The sequence below is a fragment of the Streptomyces sp. NPDC030809 genome (assembly GCF_055572195.1).
The window spans coordinates 135,189-155,916 of record NZ_JBVIDV010000001.1; the positions used below are offsets into that span (position 1 = coordinate 135,189).

The window sequence follows — 20,728 nt, forward strand, 5'->3', positions numbered from 1 at the left end:
CCATATATTCGGATGTAAGCCGCGCCCGGCGTGCGGCGAAAAGCCTGCTGCGCTCACCCGTTCGATCGTCGGCCACCCCCCGCCCACCTGCGTCAATCCCCCGCCCGATCCGCTCCCCGCCCACTCCCGAAGATCCACCGGCGATCCGCACCGGGGCCCCAACACCTTTCGCTGGAGGCCGCGTTGGCGCAAAGGGATCTTGTCGTGGCTCCCGTGCACCGGATTGGGTGGGGCGGTCACGGCATCGACAGGAGGATCCGGCCATGCCACAGGAGTCGCCCGGCGGCCGCGACCGAGGGGTCAGCGAACCCGAGGTCGAGGCGCTGGTCCACGGCATCTGTTTCAAGACAGGCCCGCCCCGATGTACCGGCGCCGAGCTCGAATGGCTCGTGCTCGACGCCGCCCACCCCGACCGTCCCGTCTCCCCCGATCGCCTGGAATCCGCACACGCTGCGGTGGGGGCCCTGCCCCTGCGTTCCCGGCTCACCGTCGAACCCGGCGGCCAGCTGGAGCTCAGCTCGCTGCCCGCCCGCTCCCTCACCGAGTGCATCGACGGACTCGACTCCGACCTGACCGCCGTCCGCACCGAGCTGGACGCCCGCGGTCTCGCCCTCCACGGCCTGGGCCACGACACCCGGACGGCCACCCCCGGGCGCATCCTGCGGCACCCCCGGTACGAGGCCATGGAGACCTTCTTCGACCGCACCGGCCCGGCCGGCCGGCGGATGATGCGCGCCACCGCGTCCGTGCAGGTGTGCCTGGACGCGGGGTACGAGGAGCCCGGCCCGCTGGGCCACGGCAGGCGCTGGCTGCTCGCCCACCTGCTGGGGGCGGTGTTCGTCTCGGCGTTCGCCAACTCCCCCGCCTTCGAGGGCCCGTACGCGGGCTGGCGCTCGGCCCGGCAGGGCATCTGGACCGACCTCGACGGGCGCCGCACCCTGGCCCCGCCGCTGGACGCCGACCCGCGCACGGCATGGGTGCGGCACGCCCTGGACACGGACGTGATGTGCGTCCGTGGGCCCGAGGGGCGGGCGTGGGAGGTGCCGGAGGGGCTCACCTTCCGGGAGTGGGTCCGCGGCGGCGGGCCCCGGCGCCCCACCGCGGCCGATCTGGACTACCACCTCACCACCCTGTTCCCGCCGGTGCGGCCGCGCGGTCACCTGGAGCTGCGGATGATCGACGCGCAGCCCGGCCCGGACGGCTGGATCGTCCCGGTGGCGGTGGCCGCGGCCCTGTTCGACGACCCCGAGGCCTCGGAGACCGCGTACCGCGTGGTCAAGGGACTGGCCGACCGGGGCGGGAGCGGCCCGGCGCCGCGCAACGCGCTCTGGCTCGCCGCCGCCCGGCAGGGCCCGGCCGACCCCGACCTGCGGGCGGCCGCCCGGGCCTGCTTCCGGGCGGCCGCCGAGGCCCTGCCCCGGCTGGGCGCGTCCGGGCGGGTGCGCGAGGCGGTGGCCGCCTACGCGGACCGCTTCGTGGCCCGCGGCCGCTGCCCCGCCGACGAGCTGTACGACCGCCACGAGCACCGAGACGAGCACGGAAAGGGACCGAGAACGTGAACGACACACCGCAGGCCCTGCGCGAGCGCGCCCTGGCCGCCCTGTCGGCCGCCCGCGACCGCACCGCCGCTCTCACGGACTGCGTGGACGAGCGGGACCTGACCGCCCAGCACTCCCCGCTGATGTCCCCCCTGGTCTGGGACCTCGCGCACATCGGGAACCAGGAGGAGCTGTGGCTGCTGCGGAACGTGGGCGGCCGCGAGCCCATGCACCCCGAGATCGACTCCCTGTACGACGCGTTCGAGCACCCCCGGGCGGAGCGGCCCAAGCTGCCGCTGCTGCCGCCCGCGGAGGCCCGCCGGTACGCGGCCGAGGTCCGCGGCCGGGTCTTCGACCTGCTGGAGAAGACCCCCTTCGAGGGCACCGCCCTGCTCGACGAGGGCTTCGCCTTCGGCATGATCGCCCAGCACGAACAGCAGCACGACGAGACCATGCTGATCACCCATCAGCTCCGCAAGGGCGCCGCGGTGCTGTCCGCCCCCGACCCGGCGCCGCCGACCGGTGCGCCGGTGTCCGCCCCCGAAGTCCTCGTGCCCGGCGGCCCGTTCACCATGGGGACGTCCACCGAGCCCTGGGCGCTGGACAACGAACGCCCCGCGCACGTACGGGACCTGGCCCCGTTCTGGATCGACACCCTCCCGGTGACCAACGCCGACTACCAGGCGTTCATCGACGCGGGCGGCTACCGCGAGCAGCGGCTGTGGGCCGCCGAGGGCTGGGACCAGATCCGCAGGCACTCCATCGAGGCCCCGCTGTTCTGGCGGCGGGAGCCCGGCGGCTGGGTCCGGCGACGCTTCGGGGTCACCGAGCCCGTCCCCGCGCAGGAGCCCGTCCTGCACGTCAGCTGGTACGAGGCCGACGCGTACGCCCGCTGGACGGGCCGGCGGCTGCCCACCGAGGCGGAATGGGAGAAGGCCGCCCGCCACGACCCGGTGACCGGGCGCTCCACCCGCTTCCCGTGGGGCGACGAGGACCCCACCCCGGCGCGCGCCAACCTCGGCCAGCGCCACCTGCGCCCGGCCCCCGCGGGCAGCTACCCCGAGGGCGCCTCCCCGCTCGGGGTACGGCAGTTGATCGGCGACGTGTGGGAGTGGACGTCGAGCGACTTCGAGCCGTACCCGGGGTTCACCGCCTTCCCGTACAAGGAGTACTCGGAGGTGTTCTTCGGGCCCGGGCACAAGGTGCTGCGCGGGGGCTCCTTCGCCGTGGACCCGGTGGCCTGCCGGGGCACCTTCCGCAACTGGGACCTGCCCGTGCGCCGCCAGATCTTCTCCGGCTTCCGCACCGCGAGGGACGCCTGATGTGCCGTCACCTGGCCTACCTGGGGCCGGCCGTGCCGCTGGGCCGGCTGCTGACCGAGCCGGTGCACGCCCTGCTGCGGCAGTCCTGGGCCCCGCGGATGCAGCGCTACGGCACCGTGAACGCCGACGGGTTCGGGGTCGGCTGGTACGCCCCGGGCGACCCGGTGCCCGGCCGCTATCGGCGGGCCGCACCCGTCTGGGGGGACCTGTCCTTCGCCGACCTGGCCCGGGTGGTGCGCAGCGAGGCGGTGCTGGCCGCCGTCCGGGACGCGACCCTGCCGGGGGCCGACGGGGAGGCCGCGGCGGCCCCGTTCGCCGACGGCACCTGGCTGTTCAGCCACAACGGGGCGGTGCGCGGCTGGCCCGAGTCCGCGGTCCCGCTGGCCTCGGACCTGCCGGCGGCCGAGCTGCTGCGGCTGGCCGCCCGTACGGACTCCGCGTTCGTCTGGGCGCTGGTGCTGCGCCGGCTGCGGGCCGGGGAGGACCCGGGGACCGCGCTCGCCGAGCCGGTCCGGGAACTCGCGGCGGCCTCTCCCGGATCCCGGCTGAACCTGCTGCTCACCGACGGGCGGACGATCGCGGCCACCGCCTGGGGGGACTCGCTCTGGTACCTGTCGGACCCGCAGGCCGGCCGGACGGTCGTGGCCTCGGAGCCGTACGACGACGATCCCCGCTGGTCCGAGGTGCCGGACCGGACCCTGCTCACTGCTTCCCGCACTTCCGTCCTGCTGACCCCGCTCAAGGAGCCCACCCCGTGAGCCGTTTCCTGATGACCCGGACCCTGGACGAGCACTCCGCCGAGAAGGCGCTGCGCGCGGACGTGCTGCACGGTCTGACCGCGCAACCGAAGGTGCTGCCGCCCAAATGGTTCTACGACAGCCGCGGCAGCGAGCTCTTCGAGGAGATCACCCGGCTGCCCGAGTACTACCCGACGCGGGCCGAGCGGGAGATCCTGCTCGCGCGGGCCGGGGAGATAGCCGCCGTGAGCGGGGCCCGGACCCTGGTGGAGCTGGGTTCGGGCTCCTCCGACAAGACCCGCCACCTCATCGAGGCGATGCCGGACCTGGAGCTGTACGTGCCGGTGGACGTGAGTGCGAGCGCACTGGAGGGGGCCGCGCAGACCCTGCTCGACGCGCATCCGGCGCTGCGGGTGCACGCGATGATCGCCGACTTCACCCGGCCGCTGGTGCTGCCGCCGTCCTCCGGCCCGCGGCTGGTGCTGTTCCTCGGCGGCACCATCGGCAACCTGCTGCCGGCGGAGCGGGCCGAGTTCCTGGCCGCGGTCCGCGGGATGCTGTCCCCCGGCGACGCCCTGCTGCTGGGCACCGACCTGGTGAAGGACGAGGCCACGCTCGTGGCCGCGTACGACGATGCGCAGGGGGTGACGGCCGAGTTCAACAAGAACGTGCTCGCCGTCATCGACCGGGAGCTCGGCGCGGACTTCCACGCGTACGACTTCGACCACGTGGCGGTGTGGGACCGGGAGCGGGAGTGGATCGAGATGCGGCTGCGGGCCCGCCACGAGGTGTCGGTGAAGATCCGTTCGCTGGACCTGGCGGTGCCGTTCGCGGCGGGTGAGGAGATCCGTACGGAGGTCTCGGCGAAGTTCCGTCAGGAGGGGGTGCGGGCCGAGCTGGCCGCGGCCGGCCTGGAGCTGACGCAGTGGTGGACCGACGAGGCGGGCCGGTTCGCGCTGTCGCTGGCGACGGCTGCCTGAGCGGCCCGGGCCAGCGCCCGCCGGTCGGGGTGGCGCCCCGCCGGGATCCGCGGCAGCAGCCGGATCTCGGCGGTCACCCCGCGGGCGCGGGCGGTCCGCCACAGCGAGGCGGTGAGCGGGTCCTCGCCGACGAAGGCGGGCGCGGTGGCGGTGGACCCGTCCGGCAGCCGGTAGCCGAGCCGCACCGGCTGTACGGGCACCCCGGCGTCCAGGGCGGCCTGGAAGGCGGCGTGCCGGAACGGTCCGCCGCCGCGGCCGCACCAGGTGCTGCCCTCGGGGTAGACCGCCACCCGGCCCCCGGCGCGCAGGGCGGCCGCGAGGGCGGCGACGGTGCCGGGCAGGGCCCGGAGCCGGTCCCGGTCGATGAAGAGGGTGCCGGCGGAGGCGGCGAGCGGGCCGAGCACCGGCCACCGGCCGATTTCGCTCTTGGCGAGCATGCGGGCCGGGAGGGCGGCGGCGAGGACCGGGACGTCGAGCCAGGACACGTGGTTGGCCACGACCAGGAGCCCGCCGTCCGGTCCCGGCCCGCCGGACCTGCGGATCCGGATGCCGAAGGCCCGTACCAGCAGCCTGCACCAGGTCCGCACGGCCGCCTGCCGGGGCCGGGCGGGCAGCCGCCGGACCGGCGGGGCGCCCAACAGACCGACCAGCAGGACGGCGGCGGCGGCCGCGAGCCGCAGGACGGCCTGCGGTACCGGCGCCGGGCGTCCCGCGTGGCGGGCGCACGCCTGCGGGGTGCAGGGGGCGGTGGGCAGCCAGGCGCTCATGCCGTCGGGGCGAGCGCGAGGAAGTGGCGCAGGTACCGCGGGTGGGCGCGGCGCAGCGACAGCAGCACGTACAGGTCGGCGACGCCGAACTCCGGGTCGTGGGCGGGCTCCCCGCAGACCCAGGCGCCGAGCCGGAGGTAGCCGCGCAGCAGGGCGGGCAGCTCGGCGCGGGCGGGGCGCGGGACGCCTTCGGAGGGCCAGGGCCGCAGGGGGGTGACCCGGTACTCCTCGGGGGCGAGGTGGCGGGCGAGGACGGTGTCGCGGGTGGCGGCGGCGAGGCCGCCGCCGTCGGCGAGCGGGACCGAGCAGCAGCCGGCGAGCCATTCGTGTCCGGTCTGCTCCATGTAGCGGGCGAGGCCGGCCCAGACGAGGGCGATGACGGCGCCGTTGCGGTGGGCGGGGTGGACGCAGGAGCGCCCGACCTCGACCAGGCCGGGGCGGATGGGGTCGAGCCGGCGGAGGTCGAACTCGCCGTCGGAGTAGAGCCGTCCGGCGACGGCGGCCCGCTCGGGCGGCAGCAGCCGGTAGGTGCCGACGACCTCGTCGGTGTCCTGGTCCACGACGAGCAGGTGGTCGCAGTAGGCGTCGAAGGGGTCGGAGTCGATGCCGGGTTCGGGGCCGTCGAGCCGGGCGCCCAGCTCCTCGGCGAACACCCGGTGGCGCAGCCGCTGGGCGGCCCGCACCTCGTGCTCGTCGCGGGCGATGCGGACCGCGTAGCGGGCGGCCGGGGGCGTGGGGGTGGGGGAAGGCACCGGCGCGGCGGGCACGGGGGCCGGGGACGGCAGGGGGGCGGCGAGCGGGGACGGCAGGGGTGCGGGGGTGGCGGGCGCGATGCTCATGGCGGCTCCAGGTCCGGGCACGGGAGCCAGGTCCGCCGGCGTGCGGCCTGGCTCCTCCACTTCTCCCGTCGCCGCCTGGATTCGGCATGACGGTGCGGGGGCCCGTACATGTGCGGCTGCTGAACGGTCCGCGGGGCGCGCGGTTGCTGCCAGCGTCAGCGGTCAGCGGTCAGCGGTCAGCGGTCAGCGGTCAGCGGTCAGCGGTCAGCGGTCAGCGGTCAGCGGTCAGCGGTCAGCGGTCAGCGGTCGGAGCTGAGCACCCTGGTGAGGGTGGCGGAGGCCTTGCGGGCGGCGGCCTTCGGGTCCTCGCCGAGGAGGACGGAGGTCATGTAGGGCTTGATGGGGTTCTTCGCCTCGACCTCGGCCCAGCGGCCGGTCTTGGGGGTGGCGCGGCCCTGGGCGGCGCCGACGGCCATGGTCGCGGCGCCCTCGTTGCCCTCGACCAGGTGGGCGAGGGTGGTCTTGTTCGGTACGTAGCTCATCTCGCGGGCCAGTTCGGTCTGCCACTTCTCGCTGACCAGGGCGGTGATCACCTCGACGGCGGCACGGCGCTCCTCCGTGGACTTGGGGATGATCAGGTCGGAGCCGCCGGTGAACACGGCTCCGGGCTTGTCGGCGGTCTTGCCCGGCACGGGGAAGAAGCCGATCTTGTCGCGGAGCTCCGGGTTGGCGCTGACGATCTGGGCGGCCTGGCCGGGCGGGCCGATGATCTGCGCGACCTGGCCGCGGGCGAAGACCTCCGCCTGCGGGGGCGTCTCCTCGTCGGCGTCCTTGGGGCCGTCGCCGAGCGCCTGGAGCTCCTTGTAGAACTTCATGCCCTTGAGGGCCTGCGGGGTGTCGAGCGCGCCGTTCCACTGGCCGCCGCCCTCGACGGCGAGTTCGCCGCCCTCGTCCCAGATGAAGCCGGAGAGCACGTACCAGTTCTGGCCGGCCAGGTAGATGCCCTGGCGGCCGTCCGCGTCGAGCTTCCGCGTGTCGGCGATCCACTCCTCGCGGGTCTTCGGCGGCGTGGTGACGCCGGCGTCGCGGAACAGGTCCTTGTTGTAGATCACCACGCGGTTGGCGGCGTACCAGGGGACGCCGTACTGGGCGCCGTTGATGCTGCCGGGTTCGGCGAGGCCCTTGAGCCAGTCCTTGCCGCCCCAGTCGCGCAGCCCCTCCAGGGTGAGTTCGCTGAGGCCTTCGGTCTCCGCGTACTGGGCGACCTGGGTGTTGCCGACCTCGATGACGTCGGCGTGCTCCTTGCCGTCGAGGACGCGGTTGACCTTGTCCACGATGCCGGTCCACTCCTGGATCCTGATGTCCAGGTCGATGTCCTCGTGCTCCTTCTCGAAGCTCTCGGTGAAGCGGGCGAGGAAGTCGTCGGACGCGCTGCCCTTCATCAGCCAGACGGTGACCTTGTCCGTCCCGCCCCCACCCGAACCGGGGAGCTGGCCGCAGGCCGTCAGGGCCGTGGCCGCCAGGACGGCAGTGGGCACGGCGAGGAAGCGCATCTTCACGAATGTCACCTTCGGGATTGATCGGAGATGGCTTGAAATTGGCATGGACCAATGCCCGGGTCAAGGGGTTTCGCGCGAGATTTCTTCACACAAACCGCACGCGACACGCCCACAACATGGGCCAATGGGGACCTAACGGCCATGCTGCGGTGATTGGCCGAACGTGATTCCTGCCGCACGACAAGAATCCGCGGAAGGGGGGTGTGTGCGGGCGCGAGCACTCGCCCGTACGGCGGACGGCGCGCCCGCCACGCGCCGGGCGCCGCGCCCCGCCGGGCCGGGTGGGGCACCGTGGAGGCAGTTGCACCAGCCCACCGACCGGGGAGTCCCCATGTCCAACCACACCTACCGGGTGACCGAAATCGTCGGCACCTCCCACGAGGGCACCGACCAGGCGATCCGCAACGGGATCGAGCGGGCCGCGCAGACCCTGCGCAACCTGGACTGGTTCGAGGTCACTCAGGTGCGCGGCCACATCGAGAACGGGACGATCGCGCACTACCAGGTGGGCCTGAAGGTGGGCTTCCGCCTCGACGACGAGGGCTGACCGCCGGGCTCAGGTCCGGCCTTCGCGCTCCTGCGCGTCCTTCAGTACGGCCGGCTGGGCCGCCCAGTCCACCGGCACCACCCGGAAGCCCGCCGCGCGGGCGGCCCGGCACACCAGCTCGTCGTCGTCGACCAGCATCCGCACCTCCCGCCCGCGCCCGAGGCGCCGCAGCACCTCCAGCTTGGTGACCCGGGCCGGGCGGCGGTCCTGGTTCCCGCGCATGAAGAGCCGCCCCTCCGGCAGCCCCTGCGCGTCCAGCCAGTCCAGCGTGTCCCGACGGCACCGTTCCGGACGGCCCGTCAGATACACGACCTCGCATTCCGCGGCGCTCTCACGGGCCAGCTCCACCCCGCGGGCCAGCGGCGGGTCGGCGGGCGCCGCCGCGAAGAACCCGTCCCAGTCGCGGGGTTTGGCCTCCAGGAAGTGCTGGCGGTGCGCGGTGTCCGCCAGGGTGCCGTCCAGGTCGAACACGGCGAGCGGCCTGCTGCTGTTCTCGGTCATGCCGGCCAGCGTAGGCGGGCCCGCCGACAACGCCCGGGCCCGCCGCCCCCGTTCAGCGCGTGGCGCGGGTGAGCCCCTGCGCCGCCGCGCCGCGCGACAGCACCGCCTCCGTCACCTGCCGGTCCACGGCCGCGTACTCCTCGCGCTTGCCCTCCGGCGCCGGGCCGCAGGACACGCACGCCACGCGGAACGGCGGACCCATGTCGGAGTACTGGGTGAAGTACTCGGCCCTGGCCACCTGCCAGCGGCCCGGGTGCCCCTCCCGCGGGGCGAAGGTGAACCGCGGCACCGAGGACATGTTGCCGCGCTTCTTGTCGGCGGGGACGAAGCTGGCCACCTGGTCGCCCATCCCGTAGACCACCCACACGCCGTTCAGCTTCTCGTACGGCTGCGGCACGTGGTTGTGGGTCCCGATGATCAGGTCGATGTCCGGCAGGCCGCCGGTGCGGGAGGCCGTGAGGGCCTGCGCGAGTTCGCGTTGCTGCGCGTCGGGGGCGGTCTGCCACTCGGTGCCCCAGTGGACGCTGACGAGCACCACCTCGGCGCCCGCCCGCCGGGCCGCCCGGGCATCGGCGACGATCTTCTGCGGGTCGATGAGGTTGACCGCCCACGGCTTGCCCTCGGGCAGCGGAATGCCGTTGGTGCCGTACGTGTAGGACAGGTGCGCCACCTTCGCCCCGCCGGCCCGGTACCAGGCGGGGCTGCCCGCCTCCTCGGCGCTGCGGCCCGAACCGGCGTGCTTCAGGCCCGCCTTGTCCAGGTGGTCGAGGGTGCGGGCGAGGCCCTCCCAGCCGGCGTCGAGCGTGTGGTTCGAGGCCGTGGAGCAGCCCTCGTAGCCGGTGTCCCGGAGGGAGGCGGCCAGCTGGTGCGGGGCCTTGAAGGTCGGGTAGCCGGTGTAGGGGCCGCCCGGGCTTCCGTACGGTATCTCGTGGTGGCACAGGGCCAGGTCGGCGGCCGAGACGAGGGGTTCGACCCCCGCGAGTATCCGGCGGAAGTCGTGGCTCTGGCCGCCCCCTGCGGCGTCTTCCGCGGCCCTGGCGATGATGGACGGGTACGGGATGATGTCCCCGGTCGCGACCAGGGTGAAGGGCGTGCGCGGACCGCCCGCGGCCGCGGACTCCCGCCCGGCCCCCTCGGCCGCCCGGCCGGAGCCCATCCGCTGCCCCGGGTCCGCCCCCCGGTCCGTCAGCTTCGGCACCAGCCACACGCCCGCGGCCCCGAGGGCGAGCGCGGTCACGGCCGCCACGGCCGCCGGCCGGCGGATGCGCCGGCGGGGCGGCTGCCCGGGCGCGGCGCCCTCCCCCGGCTGCGGTTCCTGCCCGTGGCTGTCCTGCACCATGCGATGTCCTTCCGTTTCCCCCGCTCACCGGCTGCGCCGCGCCGCTGCCGACGCGGCGCACAGGAGCACGTACGTTCGGTGAGAGGGAAATACTGTCGCACGGGTTGCCCGGCGGGGCCTGCGGGCTCCCGCCGGACGGGGGGCGGTCAGGAGCGGTGCACCACGTTCAGCTCGGCCACGGAGGTCCACGGGTTCCCGCCGGCCTCGGAGGTGGCCCGCAGCCGGACGTAGCGGGCCTGGCGGGGGGTGAAGGAGACCTCCTGCCGGGCCGCGGTGTCCGGGAAGGTGCCGGTGGCGGCGGGCGCCGACCAGGTGGTCCCGTCCGTGGAGGTGTACACCTCGTAGGCGGCGATGCGGCCGTTGCTCTGGTTCTGCCGCGGCAGGTACAGCAGCCTGGTCACCTCGTACGCTGCGCCCAGGTCGAGGGTGATCTCGTGGGGCATCGGGGCCGCGGGCGGGGACCACTGGGTGTGCCAGATGGTGGCGGCGTCCCCGTCGAGCACGTTGACCGCGCGGCCGTCCTCGTAGGCCGTCTCCTGGCTGTCCACCGACCTGACGCTCATCTGCGCCTGCGGGACGGTGCTCTCGCCGCTCCCGGTGTCGCCCAGGTCGTCCACGGTCAGGTCGTCGAGGATCAGGTCGGCCTCGTTGTGCGAGCCCTCGCCGGTGACCTTGCGGACCCCGATCCAGGCGTCCGCACCCGCCGTGAAGGTGTGGGTGAAGACGGTGGGGGTCCGGGCCTGGCCCAGGGCCGTGGCGCTCTCGGTGCTGCCCGCGCCGGTCACGAACCGGTAGTCGTCGCCGAAGCCCGCCTCGTAGCGGAACTGCACCCGGTAGCTGTGCCCCGGCACGAACCGCAGGGTCTGCGGGAGGGTCCGGTAGACCAGCCCCTGCCGCTCCTCGTGGGACTTCAGGGAGTTCGCCCCGCCGATCACGTCGTCCACCAGCTTGCCGTTCCAGCCGGCCTGCGTGTACGGGGCGTTGCGCTGCGCGACGTGGGTGCGCGGGTCGGTGGCGGAGCCGCCGGCGCCGCCGAAGGCGAACGGCCCCCAGCCCGCGTCCGGGGACTCGAAGTCCTCGGCGTACCAGTGCCCGCCGGAGGGGGTGCGGGCCGAGGGGGCGACCCGGACGTCGTCGAGGTACACGGTGCCGGAGCCGGCGGCCGCGGACAGGGCCAGGGTCGCGGAGGAGGCGCCTTCGGGCACGTCGAAGAGGACCTTCATGCGCTGCATCCTCGTACCGTTCTTCTCGCTGCCGCCGAGGGAGTCGGTCAGCGGCGAGGAGTCGGCGTACACGGACACGGGGGCACCGCCGGCCGGGGTGACCGCGAGGGTGGCCCGGCGGCCGGCCGGGACGGAGACCCAGACCGAGGCCGCGTACGTGCCGGGGGCCAGGCCCGTCATGGTCTGCGCCACCTTCGGGGCGCTGTTCGCGGCGAAGGTCAGCTCGCCCTGCCCCAGCGCGTTGCGGGCGACCGCGGCGCCGCTGCCCGTGACCGTCCATGCGTTGAGGTTGCCCGCGTAGAACCCGGGGTCCCGCAGCGGGGTGCCCTCGCCCCAGGCGGGGTCGGGGGTGGCGGGCGCGGTCCCGTCGTAGAGCACGTACGGGGTGTTGGCGGCGGCGTTGACCGTGACCTGGCCGGCGGTGACGGGGAGGTCGGCGACGAACTGCCGCCCGGTGTCGGTCAGCCGGTACAGCCTGGGCGTGCGCCAGCCGGGCGGAAGGGTCCATGTGGTGCTGCCGCCCTGGGAGTTCCAGTGGTAGAGCTTCCCCGCACGGGGCAGCAGGAAGGCCCCGCCGTCGAGGACGGTGCGGCCGCCGCTGGTGATCTTCCGGGAGTTGCCGGACTTGGTGACGGCCGTGCCGTTGGCGAGGGTGACCGTGTCCGCCGTCCACTTCACGATCGGGGATTCCTGGAGGAACTTGGTCGGGAGGTTGACCGCGAAGGTGGTCTTCAGGAAGGCGGTGTAGTCCTTCTTGCCCTGCCAGCCCTCGTACGCGGTGAGTTCGGCGCCGCCGAGCAGCTGGTGCCGGGCGATCCAGTCGTCCTTGGTGTGGTTGCCGACGAACCGGGCGATGGTGGAGTTGATCCCCTTGTAGTCGCTCCCGCCGTAGTCCACGTCGGCGGACCAGTGGTGCCACAGGGACTGGTCGGTCAGCGAGTCCGGGAACTCGGTCGCGACCTGGAGCCCGAGGCCGTTGATCTCGCGGGTGAGCCGGCGGGAGACGTAGCCGTCGCCGTACCAGACGTCCACGTACAGGAAGTCGAGGCCCGGGGCCGCCGCCTTGAGGTCCTGGAGGCGGCGGAGCCGGTCCCCGGACTGCCCGTCCTTGCGGGTGTCCACGTAGTACGACTGGTCCAGCCAGTCCCAGCCCAGCCCGCCGGTCTGCTTCGCCGGGTCGAAGGTGGCCGAGACGGGGTACTCCTCGGTGGCGTTGACGTGGACCCCGAAGTCGGCGTTCCAGACGTGCCCGGCGGTGGTGAGGGTGCGCAGTCCGGCGGCGCCGCCGAGCTTGGTGCCGATGTTCTTGTAGTCCATGTGCGCCGAGTCGTGGCCCTCGGAGGCGTACCCCTTGAGCAGGACGAACTGCCCGAGCCCGTCGGTGGCGAGGCCGACCCGCTTGGTCTCGTCGAGGGTCTGGGCGAAGGGGTGGGTGGCCTGGGAGGCGAAGTTGAACGGGATGCGCTGCACCACCCGGTCGGCGGTCTGCTGCCAGCCGGCGGGCGGGGTCCAGATGTCGCGGTAGGCGATCGCGGCGTCCTGCCAGTCCACCGCCGCGTCGCCGTTGCGGTCCCCGGTGACGGCGACCCGGGCGTACGGCAGGGGTTCGGTGTCGGTGTCGGCGGCGCCCTCGGCCCGGTACACCCAGGCCCCGCTCCACAGCCCGGCGCGGCGGTAGGTCCCCTTGTCCACCACCTGCTTGGAGATGCGGCCGTTCTCGCGGGCGGTGCCCCCGGAGGGCTTGTCCTCGTACGAGTTGGAGTCCACGGCGGCGGCCAGCCGGCCGGTGTTGAGCAGGCCGTGCATGACGGTGGTGGCCGCCGGGTCCACGGGGGTGGAGCCGGTGACGTTCGTGAACGTGTCGCCGGAGCCGGTGGTCGCGGTGTGCATCTTCGCGGTGGCCAGGGCCGCCCCGGTCTGGCTGCTGCGCACGCTCACCAGGTTGTGCCCGGGCACCGCCAGGGTCCGCACCCGCAGGGCGGCGGTGTCCTCGATGCCGGTGACGCGGAACTCCAGGACGGGGCCGGAGACGGCCAGCCGGGCCCGGATCACCACCCCGGAGAAGGACAGGGTGTAGTCCACCCGGTCCGCGGCGGTGGCGGAGGTGACGGCGGGGGTGTACGAGGTGCCGTTGACCAGGATCGTGCTCAACGGGTCCTCGTTGCCTCCGAGTACGTCCCCGGTGGCCGTGCGGGTGTAGTCGACGACCCGCGGGAAGGCGGGGTCCACGCGGACGGACAGCTCGGCGGAGGAGATGGTGACGGGGCCGGCGGCCGGGGCGCCGGAGGCGGGCACGGCGGCGAGCAGCGGAGCCGTCAGGCCGGCCGCCACCGCTGCCGCGACCCACTGGGGGGTTCGCATCGGGTTCTCCCTCGGTACGTCGGGGCCACACGAGCGGCCACTGCTTGGCGAGCCAGCTTGGCCCCCGCCGCGAACGCAGGCCCATGGACAAAACCGCGGGCGGTCATGGACTTCTCGGCTCCGCCCCGGTGGGGCGGGGTGGACGGCGGGCGGCTACCGCGGGTGCGGTATGCCGGGGCCGCCGCGTACGCCTCGGGGAGGGCGGACGGTTCCGCCCTGGGTCCGCAGCCCGGGCCCGGACGGCCGTTTAGTGTTCGACCATGCAGATCAGACTGCCCGGGCGCCGCGGGCGCCTGTTCGCCGGTGCGGCGGCCCTGTTGCTGGCCGCCGGGGCCGGGACCTGGAGCGCCACCGCCTCCGGCGGAGCACCGGAGGTGCGGCGCACGGACCGGGTGCTCCGGATGCCGGGCGCCGCGATCGACACCTCGTACTTCACCGCGGGCGGCCCCGGACGGCGGCCCGCCGTACTCCTCGGGCACGGGTTCGGCGGCAGCAAGGAGGACGTGCGGGCCCAGGCCGAGCGGCTGGCGGGGGCCGGGTACGCGGTCCTGACCTGGTCGGCGCGCGGGTTCGGGGCCTCCGGCGGGCAGATCGGCCTCAACGATCCCGCGTACGAGGTCAAGGACGTGTCCCGGCTGGTCGACTGGCTGGCCACCCGCCCGGAGGTCCGGCTGGACGCGGCCGGGGACCCCCGGGTGGGCGTGACGGGGGCCTCGTACGGGGGTGCGGCGGCCCTGCTCGCGGCCGGGTACGACCGGCGGGTGGACGCGATCGCGCCGGTGATCGCGTACTGGGACCTGGCGGAGGCGCTCTTCCCGCAGGGCGTGTTCAAGAAGCAGTGGGCGGGGGTGCTCTTCGGCTCCGGGGCCGGGGCCCCGGCGGGGTCCGGGCCGGGTTCCGCAGCCGGTCCCGGCGGCGGGGCCGCGGCGGCGGAGGCCGGGGCGGACCCCGCCGGGGCCCCGGGGACGGCCGTGCGCTGCGGGCGGTTCCGGGCCGAACTGTGCGCCCTCTACGAGCGGGTCGCGGTGGCGGGCCGGCCCGATGCGGCCGCACGCGACCTGCTGGAGCGCCGCAGCCCGTCCGCGGTCGCGCGCCGGATCCGGGTCCCGGCCCTCCTCGTGCAGGGGCAGGGCGACTCCTTGTTCCCGCTCGGCCAGGCCGACGCGGCGGCCCGGGCGATCTCCGCGAACGGGGCGCCGGTCGCGGTGGACTGGGCGGCCGGCGGGCACGACGGCGGGCCGCGCGAGTCGGACCGCGTCGCCTCCCGGGTGACCGCCTGGTTCGACCGGCACCTCAAGGAGGACCGGTCGGCGGACACCGGGCCGGCCTTCCGCGTCTCGCGCACCGGGGGGATCGACACCACGGACGGGGAGGTGCGCCTGAGCGGGGCGTCCGCCGCCCGCTATCCGGGACTCGGGGGCAGTCGGCGGCAGCAGGTTCCCCTGACCGGGCCGGAGCAGGAGTTCGCCAACCCGCCCGGCGGCGCCCCGCCCGCGGTCTCCTCGCTGCCGGGGATCGGCGGGCGGCTCCCGGCGTTCGGCCCCGGACCCTCCCTCGACTTCCCGGGCCAGTACGCCCGGTTCGACTCCGCCCCGCTGGCCGGGGGCCTGCACCTCACCGGCTCGCCCCGGGTGCGCGTCCGCGTGCGCTCCGGCGCGCCCGACGGTGCGGCCGTGCTCTTCGCCAAGGTCTACGACGTGGGACCGGACGGGAGCGGGCAGGTGCTGCCGGGGCAGCTCGTCTCCCCCGTGCGGGTGCCGGACGCCGGCCGGGGCCGCACCGTCACCCTGACGCTGCCCGCCGTGGACCATTCCGTACCGGCCGGACACCGGCTGCGGCTGGTGCTGGCCGCCACCGACCTCGGGTACGCCACCCCCGCGCAGCCCGCCGGGTACGCGGTGGCCGTCGAGGGGCCGCTCGGCGTGCCGCTCGCGCCGGAGCTGACCGGCGGGGGCGGCGGCCTGCCCTGGTGGACCTGGGGCCTGCCCGCGGCCGCCGTGCTGCTCGCGGCGGCCCTCCTGGTGGACGCGCACCGGCGCGGTGCGGGCCCGGTGCCTGCGCCGGACCCGGACCTCGCCGGGGTGCCGCTGCGGATCACCGGGCTGACCAAGCGGTACGCGAAGGGCTCGGACCGGTACGCGGTCCGCGACCTGTCCTTCGAGGTGGGGCGGGGCCAGGTGCTGGGCCTGCTGGGGCCGAACGGCGCGGGGAAGACGACCACGCTGCGGATGCTGATGGGGCTGATCGCACCGGACGGCGGGGAGGTCCGGGTGTTCGGGCACGCGGTCCGGCCGGGTGCGCCGGTGCTGTCGCGGGTCGGGGCGTTCGTGGAGGGCGCGGGCTTCCTGCCGCACCTGTCGGGGCGGGCCAACCTGGAGCTGTACTGGCGCTCCACCGGCCGGCCGGCCGAGGACGCGCACCTGGCGGAGGCCCTGGAGATCGCCGGGCTGGGCGAGGCGCTGGAGCGGGCCGTGCGCACGTACTCGCAGGGCATGCGGCAGCGGCTGGCGCTGGCCCAGGCCATGCTGGGACTGCCGGACCTGCTGATCCTCGACGAACCGACGAACGGGCTGGATCCGCCGCAGATCCGCGAGATGCGCGAGGTGATGATCCGTTACGCGGCCGCCGGGCGGACGGTCATCGTCTCCAGCCACCTGCTGTCCGAGGTGGAGCAGTCCTGTATGCATCTCGTCGTGATGGACCGGGGCCGGCTGGTGCAGGCGGGACCGGTGGCGGAGATCACCGGCGGGGGCGACACCCTGCTGGTGACGCTGGCGGAGCCGCCGGCCGGCGCGGCGGCGGCCGGGAAGGTGGCGGCGCTGGAAGGGGTGGCCTCGGTGGCGGTGGCCGAGGAAGGGCTGCTGGTCCGCCTGGACGGCGCGGGCCCGGCGCAGCTGATCGCCGAACTCGTGCGGCTGGACCTGCCGGTGACCGGGGTGGGCCCGCACCGGCGGCTGGAGGACGCCTTCCTGACCCTGATCGGAGGCCCGGCGTGAACGCGGCCGGCGGTGGACTGACGGAGCGGACGGAAGGGGACGGGGTGGCGGGGCAGGGTCCGGGCGCACGGGGTCCGGCGGTGGAGGATCCCGGGGTGCAGGGTCCGGGAGGAAAGGATCCGGTCGGGCAGGATCCGGTCGGGCAGGCGGCGCCGGGTTACCGGGCCCGGCGCACGCTGCCGCTGCGCGTGGAGGCGCTGCGGCAGTGGCGGCGCCGGCGCACGCTGGTGATGGGCGGGGTGCTGGCGGCCCTGCCGTTCGTGCTGGTGGTGGCGTTCGCGGTGGGCGGCGGGCCCTCGGACGACCGGGGCGGGGGCGCCGGGCGGATCACGCTGATCGACGTGGCCACGGCCTCGGGGGTGAACTTCGCGGCGACCTGCCTGTTCGTGTCGGCCGGGTTCCTGCTGGTGGTGCCGGTGGCGCTGTTCTGCGGGGACGCGGTCGCCTCGGAGGCGAGCTGGTCCTCCCTGCGCTACCTGCTGGCGGCCCCGGTGCCCCGGGCCCGGCTGCTGTGGAGCAAGCTCGTGGTGGCGCTCGGCTTCAGCCTGGCCGCGATCGTGCTGCTGCCCGCGGTGGGACTGGCCGTGGGGACGGCAGCGTACGGCTGGGGCCCGCTGCACCTGCCCACGGGCGGCACGCTGGAGGCCCCCGCCCTGCCCCGGCTCGCGATCGCCGTCGGGTACGTCGCCGTGTCCCAACTGGTGACGGCCGGACTGGCGTTCTGGCTCTCCACGCGCACCGACGCGCCGCTGGGCGCGGTCGGCGGGGCGGTGGGCCTGACCATCGCGGGCAATGTCCTCGACGCCGTGACCGCGCTCGGCTCGTGGCGCGAATTCCTGCCCGCGCACTGGCAGTTCGCGTGGATCGACGCCTTGCAGCCGCAGCTGGAGCCGGGCGGCATGGTGCGCGGCGCGGCGGTGTCCGCCTCGTACGCCCTGGTCCTCTTCGCCCTGGCCTTCCGCGGGTTCGCCCGCAAGGACATCACGTCCTGAGCCCGCCGGCGGCCGGACGCCGGCAGCCCGCGGTGCGGGGCTGCCGGCGCCGGCGCGGGAGGCTCAGACCTGCTCGGGCTGGGGGACGGACTCCTCGGGGGCGGCCGCCGCGGCCTCCGGCGGCTCGGAGGGCGCCACCCGGTCGGCGATCACCCTGCGCAGGCGGGTGACCTTGGGTCCCCAGAACTCCCGCGTGACGCAGAAGAGCCGCTTGACGACGGGCGGCCCGAAGACGGCCGAGCCGAGGGCGACCGCCGTCGCTTCCACGCCGTTCTCCGCGAGGGCGGCGAGGGCCGTGTTGATGATCTGCACTGCAACTCCATGTCGATGAGCGGGCGCGGCGGCGCCTGCTCCGGGGAGTCAGGCAGCCTGCGCCCGGGTGTTTGCCGGGGCATCGAGGTGGAGCCGGGTCTGCGGACCGCGGGGGATCTCCGGTGCGGCCATGCGGATCACCCCGCACGGCGAGGACGCGTGCGGGGGCGGATGGTCCACGTAGGCGTACGAGGACCGGGTCAGGCAGAGCTGGATGAGGCCTCTGAGGTCGTCCAGCCAGACGGCGAACAGGTGCGCCAGCTCGGCGAGTCCGGGGCGGGTCCCCGCACCGGACGGGCCGGCCGGGGCCGTCGGCCAGGCTTCGCGAAGTCCTTCGAGCAGGAGGGCGGCGACCCGGGGGGCGTTGTCGAAGCCTGCGCAGAGCACGTAGGCGCCGTGGACCTCCGGGCCCTCGGGGCCGTCCTGGCGCTTCGGCCCGGCGAAGGCGGCGGGCAGGTGGCGCGCCGCGGGAACGTCCAGGCGTGCGAAGCGCGGCTTCCAGGGGTCCTCGTACGCGGACCGCAGCTCGTGGATGAGCCGCTCGTCCGGTGCGGCGCCGAGGGCCTCGGTGATCAGGCGGGCGACCGGGTCGTCCGGTCCGACCGGGGGCCTGCCGTGCCCCAGCAGCCAGAAGACGCTCGACTCATAGGAGTTGACGACTCGGTGGCGGTTCCACAGCTGTCCGGCACGGGTCGTCTCGTACGAGGACCAGGGCTCGGCGGCCTCGTCCAGGAAATCCGCGAAGAGGCGGTGCCGGAGCGTGGCGGCCGGCGCCTCCCGGTCGTCGCCCTTGCTGCGGCCGGCGAGCAGGAGGTTCCAGATCTCGGACGCGGTGGCGCCGTGGGAGACGATGCCGGGGCCGGTGACCACCACGCGGTCCCGCCGCGCCTCGCCCTCGTTCCGCCCGTTCCCTTCGGCCACCCGCCGAGGCTATCGCCTCCCCGGCGGGCCGGCATTGATGCGTGTACGGAACAGGGGAATCCGCCGGGTGCGGACGCTAGTCGAGGTGCACGGACGGGTCGGCCGGGCTCGCCTCCAGTTCCAGGATCCAGATCTCGTTGGGGCCCGTGCGCAGGACCGGGCCGGGAACGTACAGCTCCCGCTGGGGCCCCTCGGACCAGTAGCGGCCCAGGTTGAAGCCGTTCACCCAGGCGAAGCCGCGGGTCCAGCCGGGCAGGGTGAGCGAGGCGTCCCCGGGCGCGGTGAGGCGGACGGTGCCGCGGTACAGCCCGGGGGCGCCGGCGGGGGCCGGGCCGGAGGGCAGGGCGCGAACCCGGACGGCGTCGTCGAAGGCGTCGAGGCGCAGGCCGCGGGCGCGGACCCCGTGCAGGTACTGGCGCTCGTGGCGGATGCCGCCCGTAATCCCCTTCGGCTCGCCCAGCCGGGGGCCGTAGTTGACGCGCCCCAGGGACTCCACCCACAGGTCGACCACGGCCGGTCCCGGCACCGGCGCGGGCAGCCGGTGCCGCTCCTCGGTGAGGTGGCCGGCGGGCTCGCCGTCGACGAAGACCACCGCACGGTCGCGCAGCCCCGGCACGCTGAGCAGGTACGGCCGGCGGGGGCCGGGGACGGCGGCCCGGTAGCGCACCAGGCCGCGGTCCACGCCGAGTTCCTCGAAGGTGGGCGGGGTCCCGAAGGTCCGCTCGGTGCCGCCTAGGGAGGCGAGCACCTCGTCGAGCGAGGTCCAGGAAGCCAGCCCGGCCACCGCCGGTGCACCCAACTCCGGTGGGGGCTCGGGAAGTTCCGGCAGCGGCTCCTCCGCGTACTCGCGCAGCACCTCCCGGAAGGCCTCGAACTTGGCCGTGGGGCGCCCGCGTTCGTCCACCGGTGCGTCGTAGTCGTACGAGGTCACGTCCGGCAGGAGCGGGCCGTCGTGGCACTCCCCGGCCCGGTTGGCCCCCGCCCAGCCGCCGAAGCTGGTGCCGCCGTGCGCCATGTAGAGGTTGACGGACGCACCCAGCCCGAGGATCTCCCGCAGGGTGGCCGCGGCCCCGGCCGGGTCGCGGCGGGCGGGCGCACCGCCCCAGTGGTCGAACCAGCCGCACCAGAACTCCATGCACATCAGGGGGCCCTTGGGCTGGTGCCGGCGCAGGGTCTCGAAGGCGTCCGCGGCATGGGAGCCGAAGTTGGCGGTGGCAAGTACCCCGGGCAGGGACCCCCCGGTGAGCATGTGGTCCTCGGGCCCGTCCGAGGTGAACAGCGGTACGGTCACCCCGCCGGCCCGCAGGGTGTCGGCGAGGTGGCGCAGGTAGCGGGCGTCCGAGCCGTAGGAGCCGTACTCGTTCTCGACCTGCACCATGAGGACCGGGCCGCCGCCGGGCGCGTCGGCCTGGTGCGGGACGATCATGGGCAGCAGTTCGGCGAACCAGGCGTCCACGCAGGTCAGGTAGTCGGCGTCACGGGTGCGCACCCGGCTCCCCAGGGCCCCGGTCACCCAGTACGGCAGGCCGCCGTTCTCCCATTCCGCGCAGATGTACGGGCCGGGCCGGACGATCGCGCGCAGTCCCGCCTCGTGCACGGCGGCGAGGAAGCGGCTGACGGCGGCCACGTCCCGGTACTCCCCCGGGTGCGGCTCGTGCAGGTTCCACGGGACGTACGTCTCGACGCAGTTGAGGCCCATCGCCTTCAGCATCGCGAGCCGGTGCCGCCACAGCTCCTCGTGCACCCGGAAGTAGTGCAGGGCGCCGGAGAGCAGCCGCACCGGCCGGCCGTCCAGCTCGAAGTGTTCCTCGCCCACTCGGAATTCGCTCACCGCCCCAGCTTCTCCCTCTGGCG

Annotated in this window: 16 protein-coding genes; 7 read left to right on the forward strand and 9 right to left on the reverse strand. The window is 74.9% G+C overall.

The genetic code is table 11. The annotated features are described in order from the left end of the window. Window positions 1-263 precede the first annotated feature (263 nt). Genes egtA through egtD form a run of 4 tightly spaced genes read left to right on the forward strand, consistent with a single transcriptional unit; the run spans window position 264 to window position 4,577 of the window. Window positions 264-1,559 (forward strand): ergothioneine biosynthesis glutamate--cysteine ligase EgtA, encoded by a 1,296-nt coding sequence (egtA, locus tag ACZ407_RS00610; RefSeq protein WP_468124276.1) that lies wholly within the window; start codon window positions 264-266, stop codon window positions 1,557-1,559. Further along, window positions 1,556-2,860: an ergothioneine biosynthesis protein EgtB gene (gene egtB / locus ACZ407_RS00615; RefSeq protein ID WP_468124277.1), complete on the forward strand. Its 1,305-nt coding sequence runs from the start codon at window positions 1,556-1,558 to the stop codon at window positions 2,858-2,860. Before egtA ends, egtB begins: the two co-directional genes overlap by 4 nt. Beyond that, complete coding sequence (gene egtC, locus ACZ407_RS00620) at window positions 2,860-3,618, forward strand: ergothioneine biosynthesis protein EgtC (RefSeq protein WP_468124278.1); 759 nt, start codon at window positions 2,860-2,862, stop codon at window positions 3,616-3,618. The genes egtB and egtC overlap by 1 nt, the downstream gene beginning before the upstream one ends. After that, window positions 3,615-4,577 (forward strand): L-histidine N(alpha)-methyltransferase, encoded by a 963-nt coding sequence (gene egtD / locus ACZ407_RS00625; RefSeq protein ID WP_468124280.1) that lies wholly within the window; start codon window positions 3,615-3,617, stop codon window positions 4,575-4,577. The genes egtC and egtD overlap by 4 nt, the downstream gene beginning before the upstream one ends. Here egtD and ACZ407_RS00630 read toward each other — a convergent pair. From ACZ407_RS00630 to ACZ407_RS00640, 3 genes are all read right to left on the reverse strand, one after another. Then, on the reverse strand, window positions 4,472-5,344 hold the full coding sequence (locus tag ACZ407_RS00630; protein ID WP_468124282.1) for a lysophospholipid acyltransferase family protein: 873 nt from the start codon (window positions 5,342-5,344) through the stop codon (window positions 4,472-4,474). The two genes, egtD and ACZ407_RS00630, sit on opposite strands and share 106 nt — an antisense overlap. Then, on the reverse strand, window positions 5,341-6,183 hold the full coding sequence (locus tag ACZ407_RS00635; protein ID WP_468124283.1) for a GNAT family N-acetyltransferase: 843 nt from the start codon (window positions 6,181-6,183) through the stop codon (window positions 5,341-5,343). Before ACZ407_RS00635 ends, ACZ407_RS00630 begins: the two co-directional genes overlap by 4 nt. 239 nt (window positions 6,184-6,422) lie before the next feature. Further along, window positions 6,423-7,682: an extracellular solute-binding protein gene (locus ACZ407_RS00640; protein WP_468124284.1), complete on the reverse strand. Its 1,260-nt coding sequence runs from the start codon at window positions 7,680-7,682 to the stop codon at window positions 6,423-6,425. Window positions 7,683-8,013: 331 nt separating this feature from the next. Here ACZ407_RS00640 and ACZ407_RS00645 point away from each other — a divergent pair, with 331 nt between their 5' ends. Beyond that, window positions 8,014-8,229 (forward strand): dodecin, encoded by a 216-nt coding sequence (locus ACZ407_RS00645; protein WP_468124285.1) that lies wholly within the window; start codon window positions 8,014-8,016, stop codon window positions 8,227-8,229. Window positions 8,230-8,238: 9 nt separating this feature from the next. Here ACZ407_RS00645 and ACZ407_RS00650 read toward each other — a convergent pair whose 3' ends face one another. The 3 genes from ACZ407_RS00650 to ACZ407_RS00660 form a co-directional block, all read right to left on the reverse strand. Continuing rightward, a complete protein-coding gene (locus tag ACZ407_RS00650) occupies window positions 8,239-8,730 on the reverse strand; it encodes a phosphatase domain-containing protein (protein ID WP_468124287.1) in 492 nt (163 codons plus the stop codon). Window positions 8,731-8,782: 52 nt separating this feature from the next. Then, on the reverse strand, window positions 8,783-10,069 hold the full coding sequence (locus tag ACZ407_RS00655; protein WP_468124288.1) for a CapA family protein: 1,287 nt from the start codon (window positions 10,067-10,069) through the stop codon (window positions 8,783-8,785). A 146-nt stretch (window positions 10,070-10,215) separates the two neighbouring features. After that, window positions 10,216-13,653, reverse strand: coding sequence for an endo-alpha-N-acetylgalactosaminidase family protein (locus ACZ407_RS00660; RefSeq protein WP_468124290.1), 3,438 nt, complete (start codon window positions 13,651-13,653; stop codon window positions 10,216-10,218). A 260-nt stretch (window positions 13,654-13,913) separates the two neighbouring features. Here ACZ407_RS00660 and ACZ407_RS00665 point away from each other — a divergent pair, with 260 nt between their 5' ends. Then, window positions 13,914-16,649 carry an alpha/beta fold hydrolase gene (locus ACZ407_RS00665; protein WP_468124292.1) on the forward strand — a complete coding sequence of 912 codons (2,736 nt, stop codon included), beginning with the start codon at window positions 13,914-13,916 and terminating at the stop codon, window positions 16,647-16,649. 95 nt (window positions 16,650-16,744) lie between these two features. Beyond that, window positions 16,745-17,641, forward strand: coding sequence for an ABC transporter permease (locus ACZ407_RS00670; protein ID WP_468124294.1), 897 nt, complete (start codon window positions 16,745-16,747; stop codon window positions 17,639-17,641). Between the two features lie 63 nt (window positions 17,642-17,704). On the opposite strand, the gene ACZ407_RS00675 is transcribed toward ACZ407_RS00670, so the two are convergent. The 3 genes from ACZ407_RS00675 to ACZ407_RS00685 all read right to left on the reverse strand — a co-directional run bounded on the left by ACZ407_RS00675 (window position 17,705) and on the right by ACZ407_RS00685 (window position 20,705). Beyond that, complete coding sequence (locus ACZ407_RS00675; RefSeq protein WP_468124296.1) at window positions 17,705-17,953, reverse strand: hypothetical protein; 249 nt, start codon at window positions 17,951-17,953, stop codon at window positions 17,705-17,707. Between the two features lie 48 nt (window positions 17,954-18,001). Then, window positions 18,002-18,874, reverse strand: a complete 873-nt coding sequence (locus ACZ407_RS00680) for a hypothetical protein (protein ID WP_468124298.1) — start codon at window positions 18,872-18,874, stop codon at window positions 18,002-18,004. A gap of 76 nt (window positions 18,875-18,950) precedes the next feature. Further along, complete coding sequence (locus ACZ407_RS00685) at window positions 18,951-20,705, reverse strand: glycoside hydrolase family 35 protein (protein WP_468124299.1); 1,755 nt, start codon at window positions 20,703-20,705, stop codon at window positions 18,951-18,953. Between the last annotated feature and the right edge of the window lie 23 nt (window positions 20,706-20,728).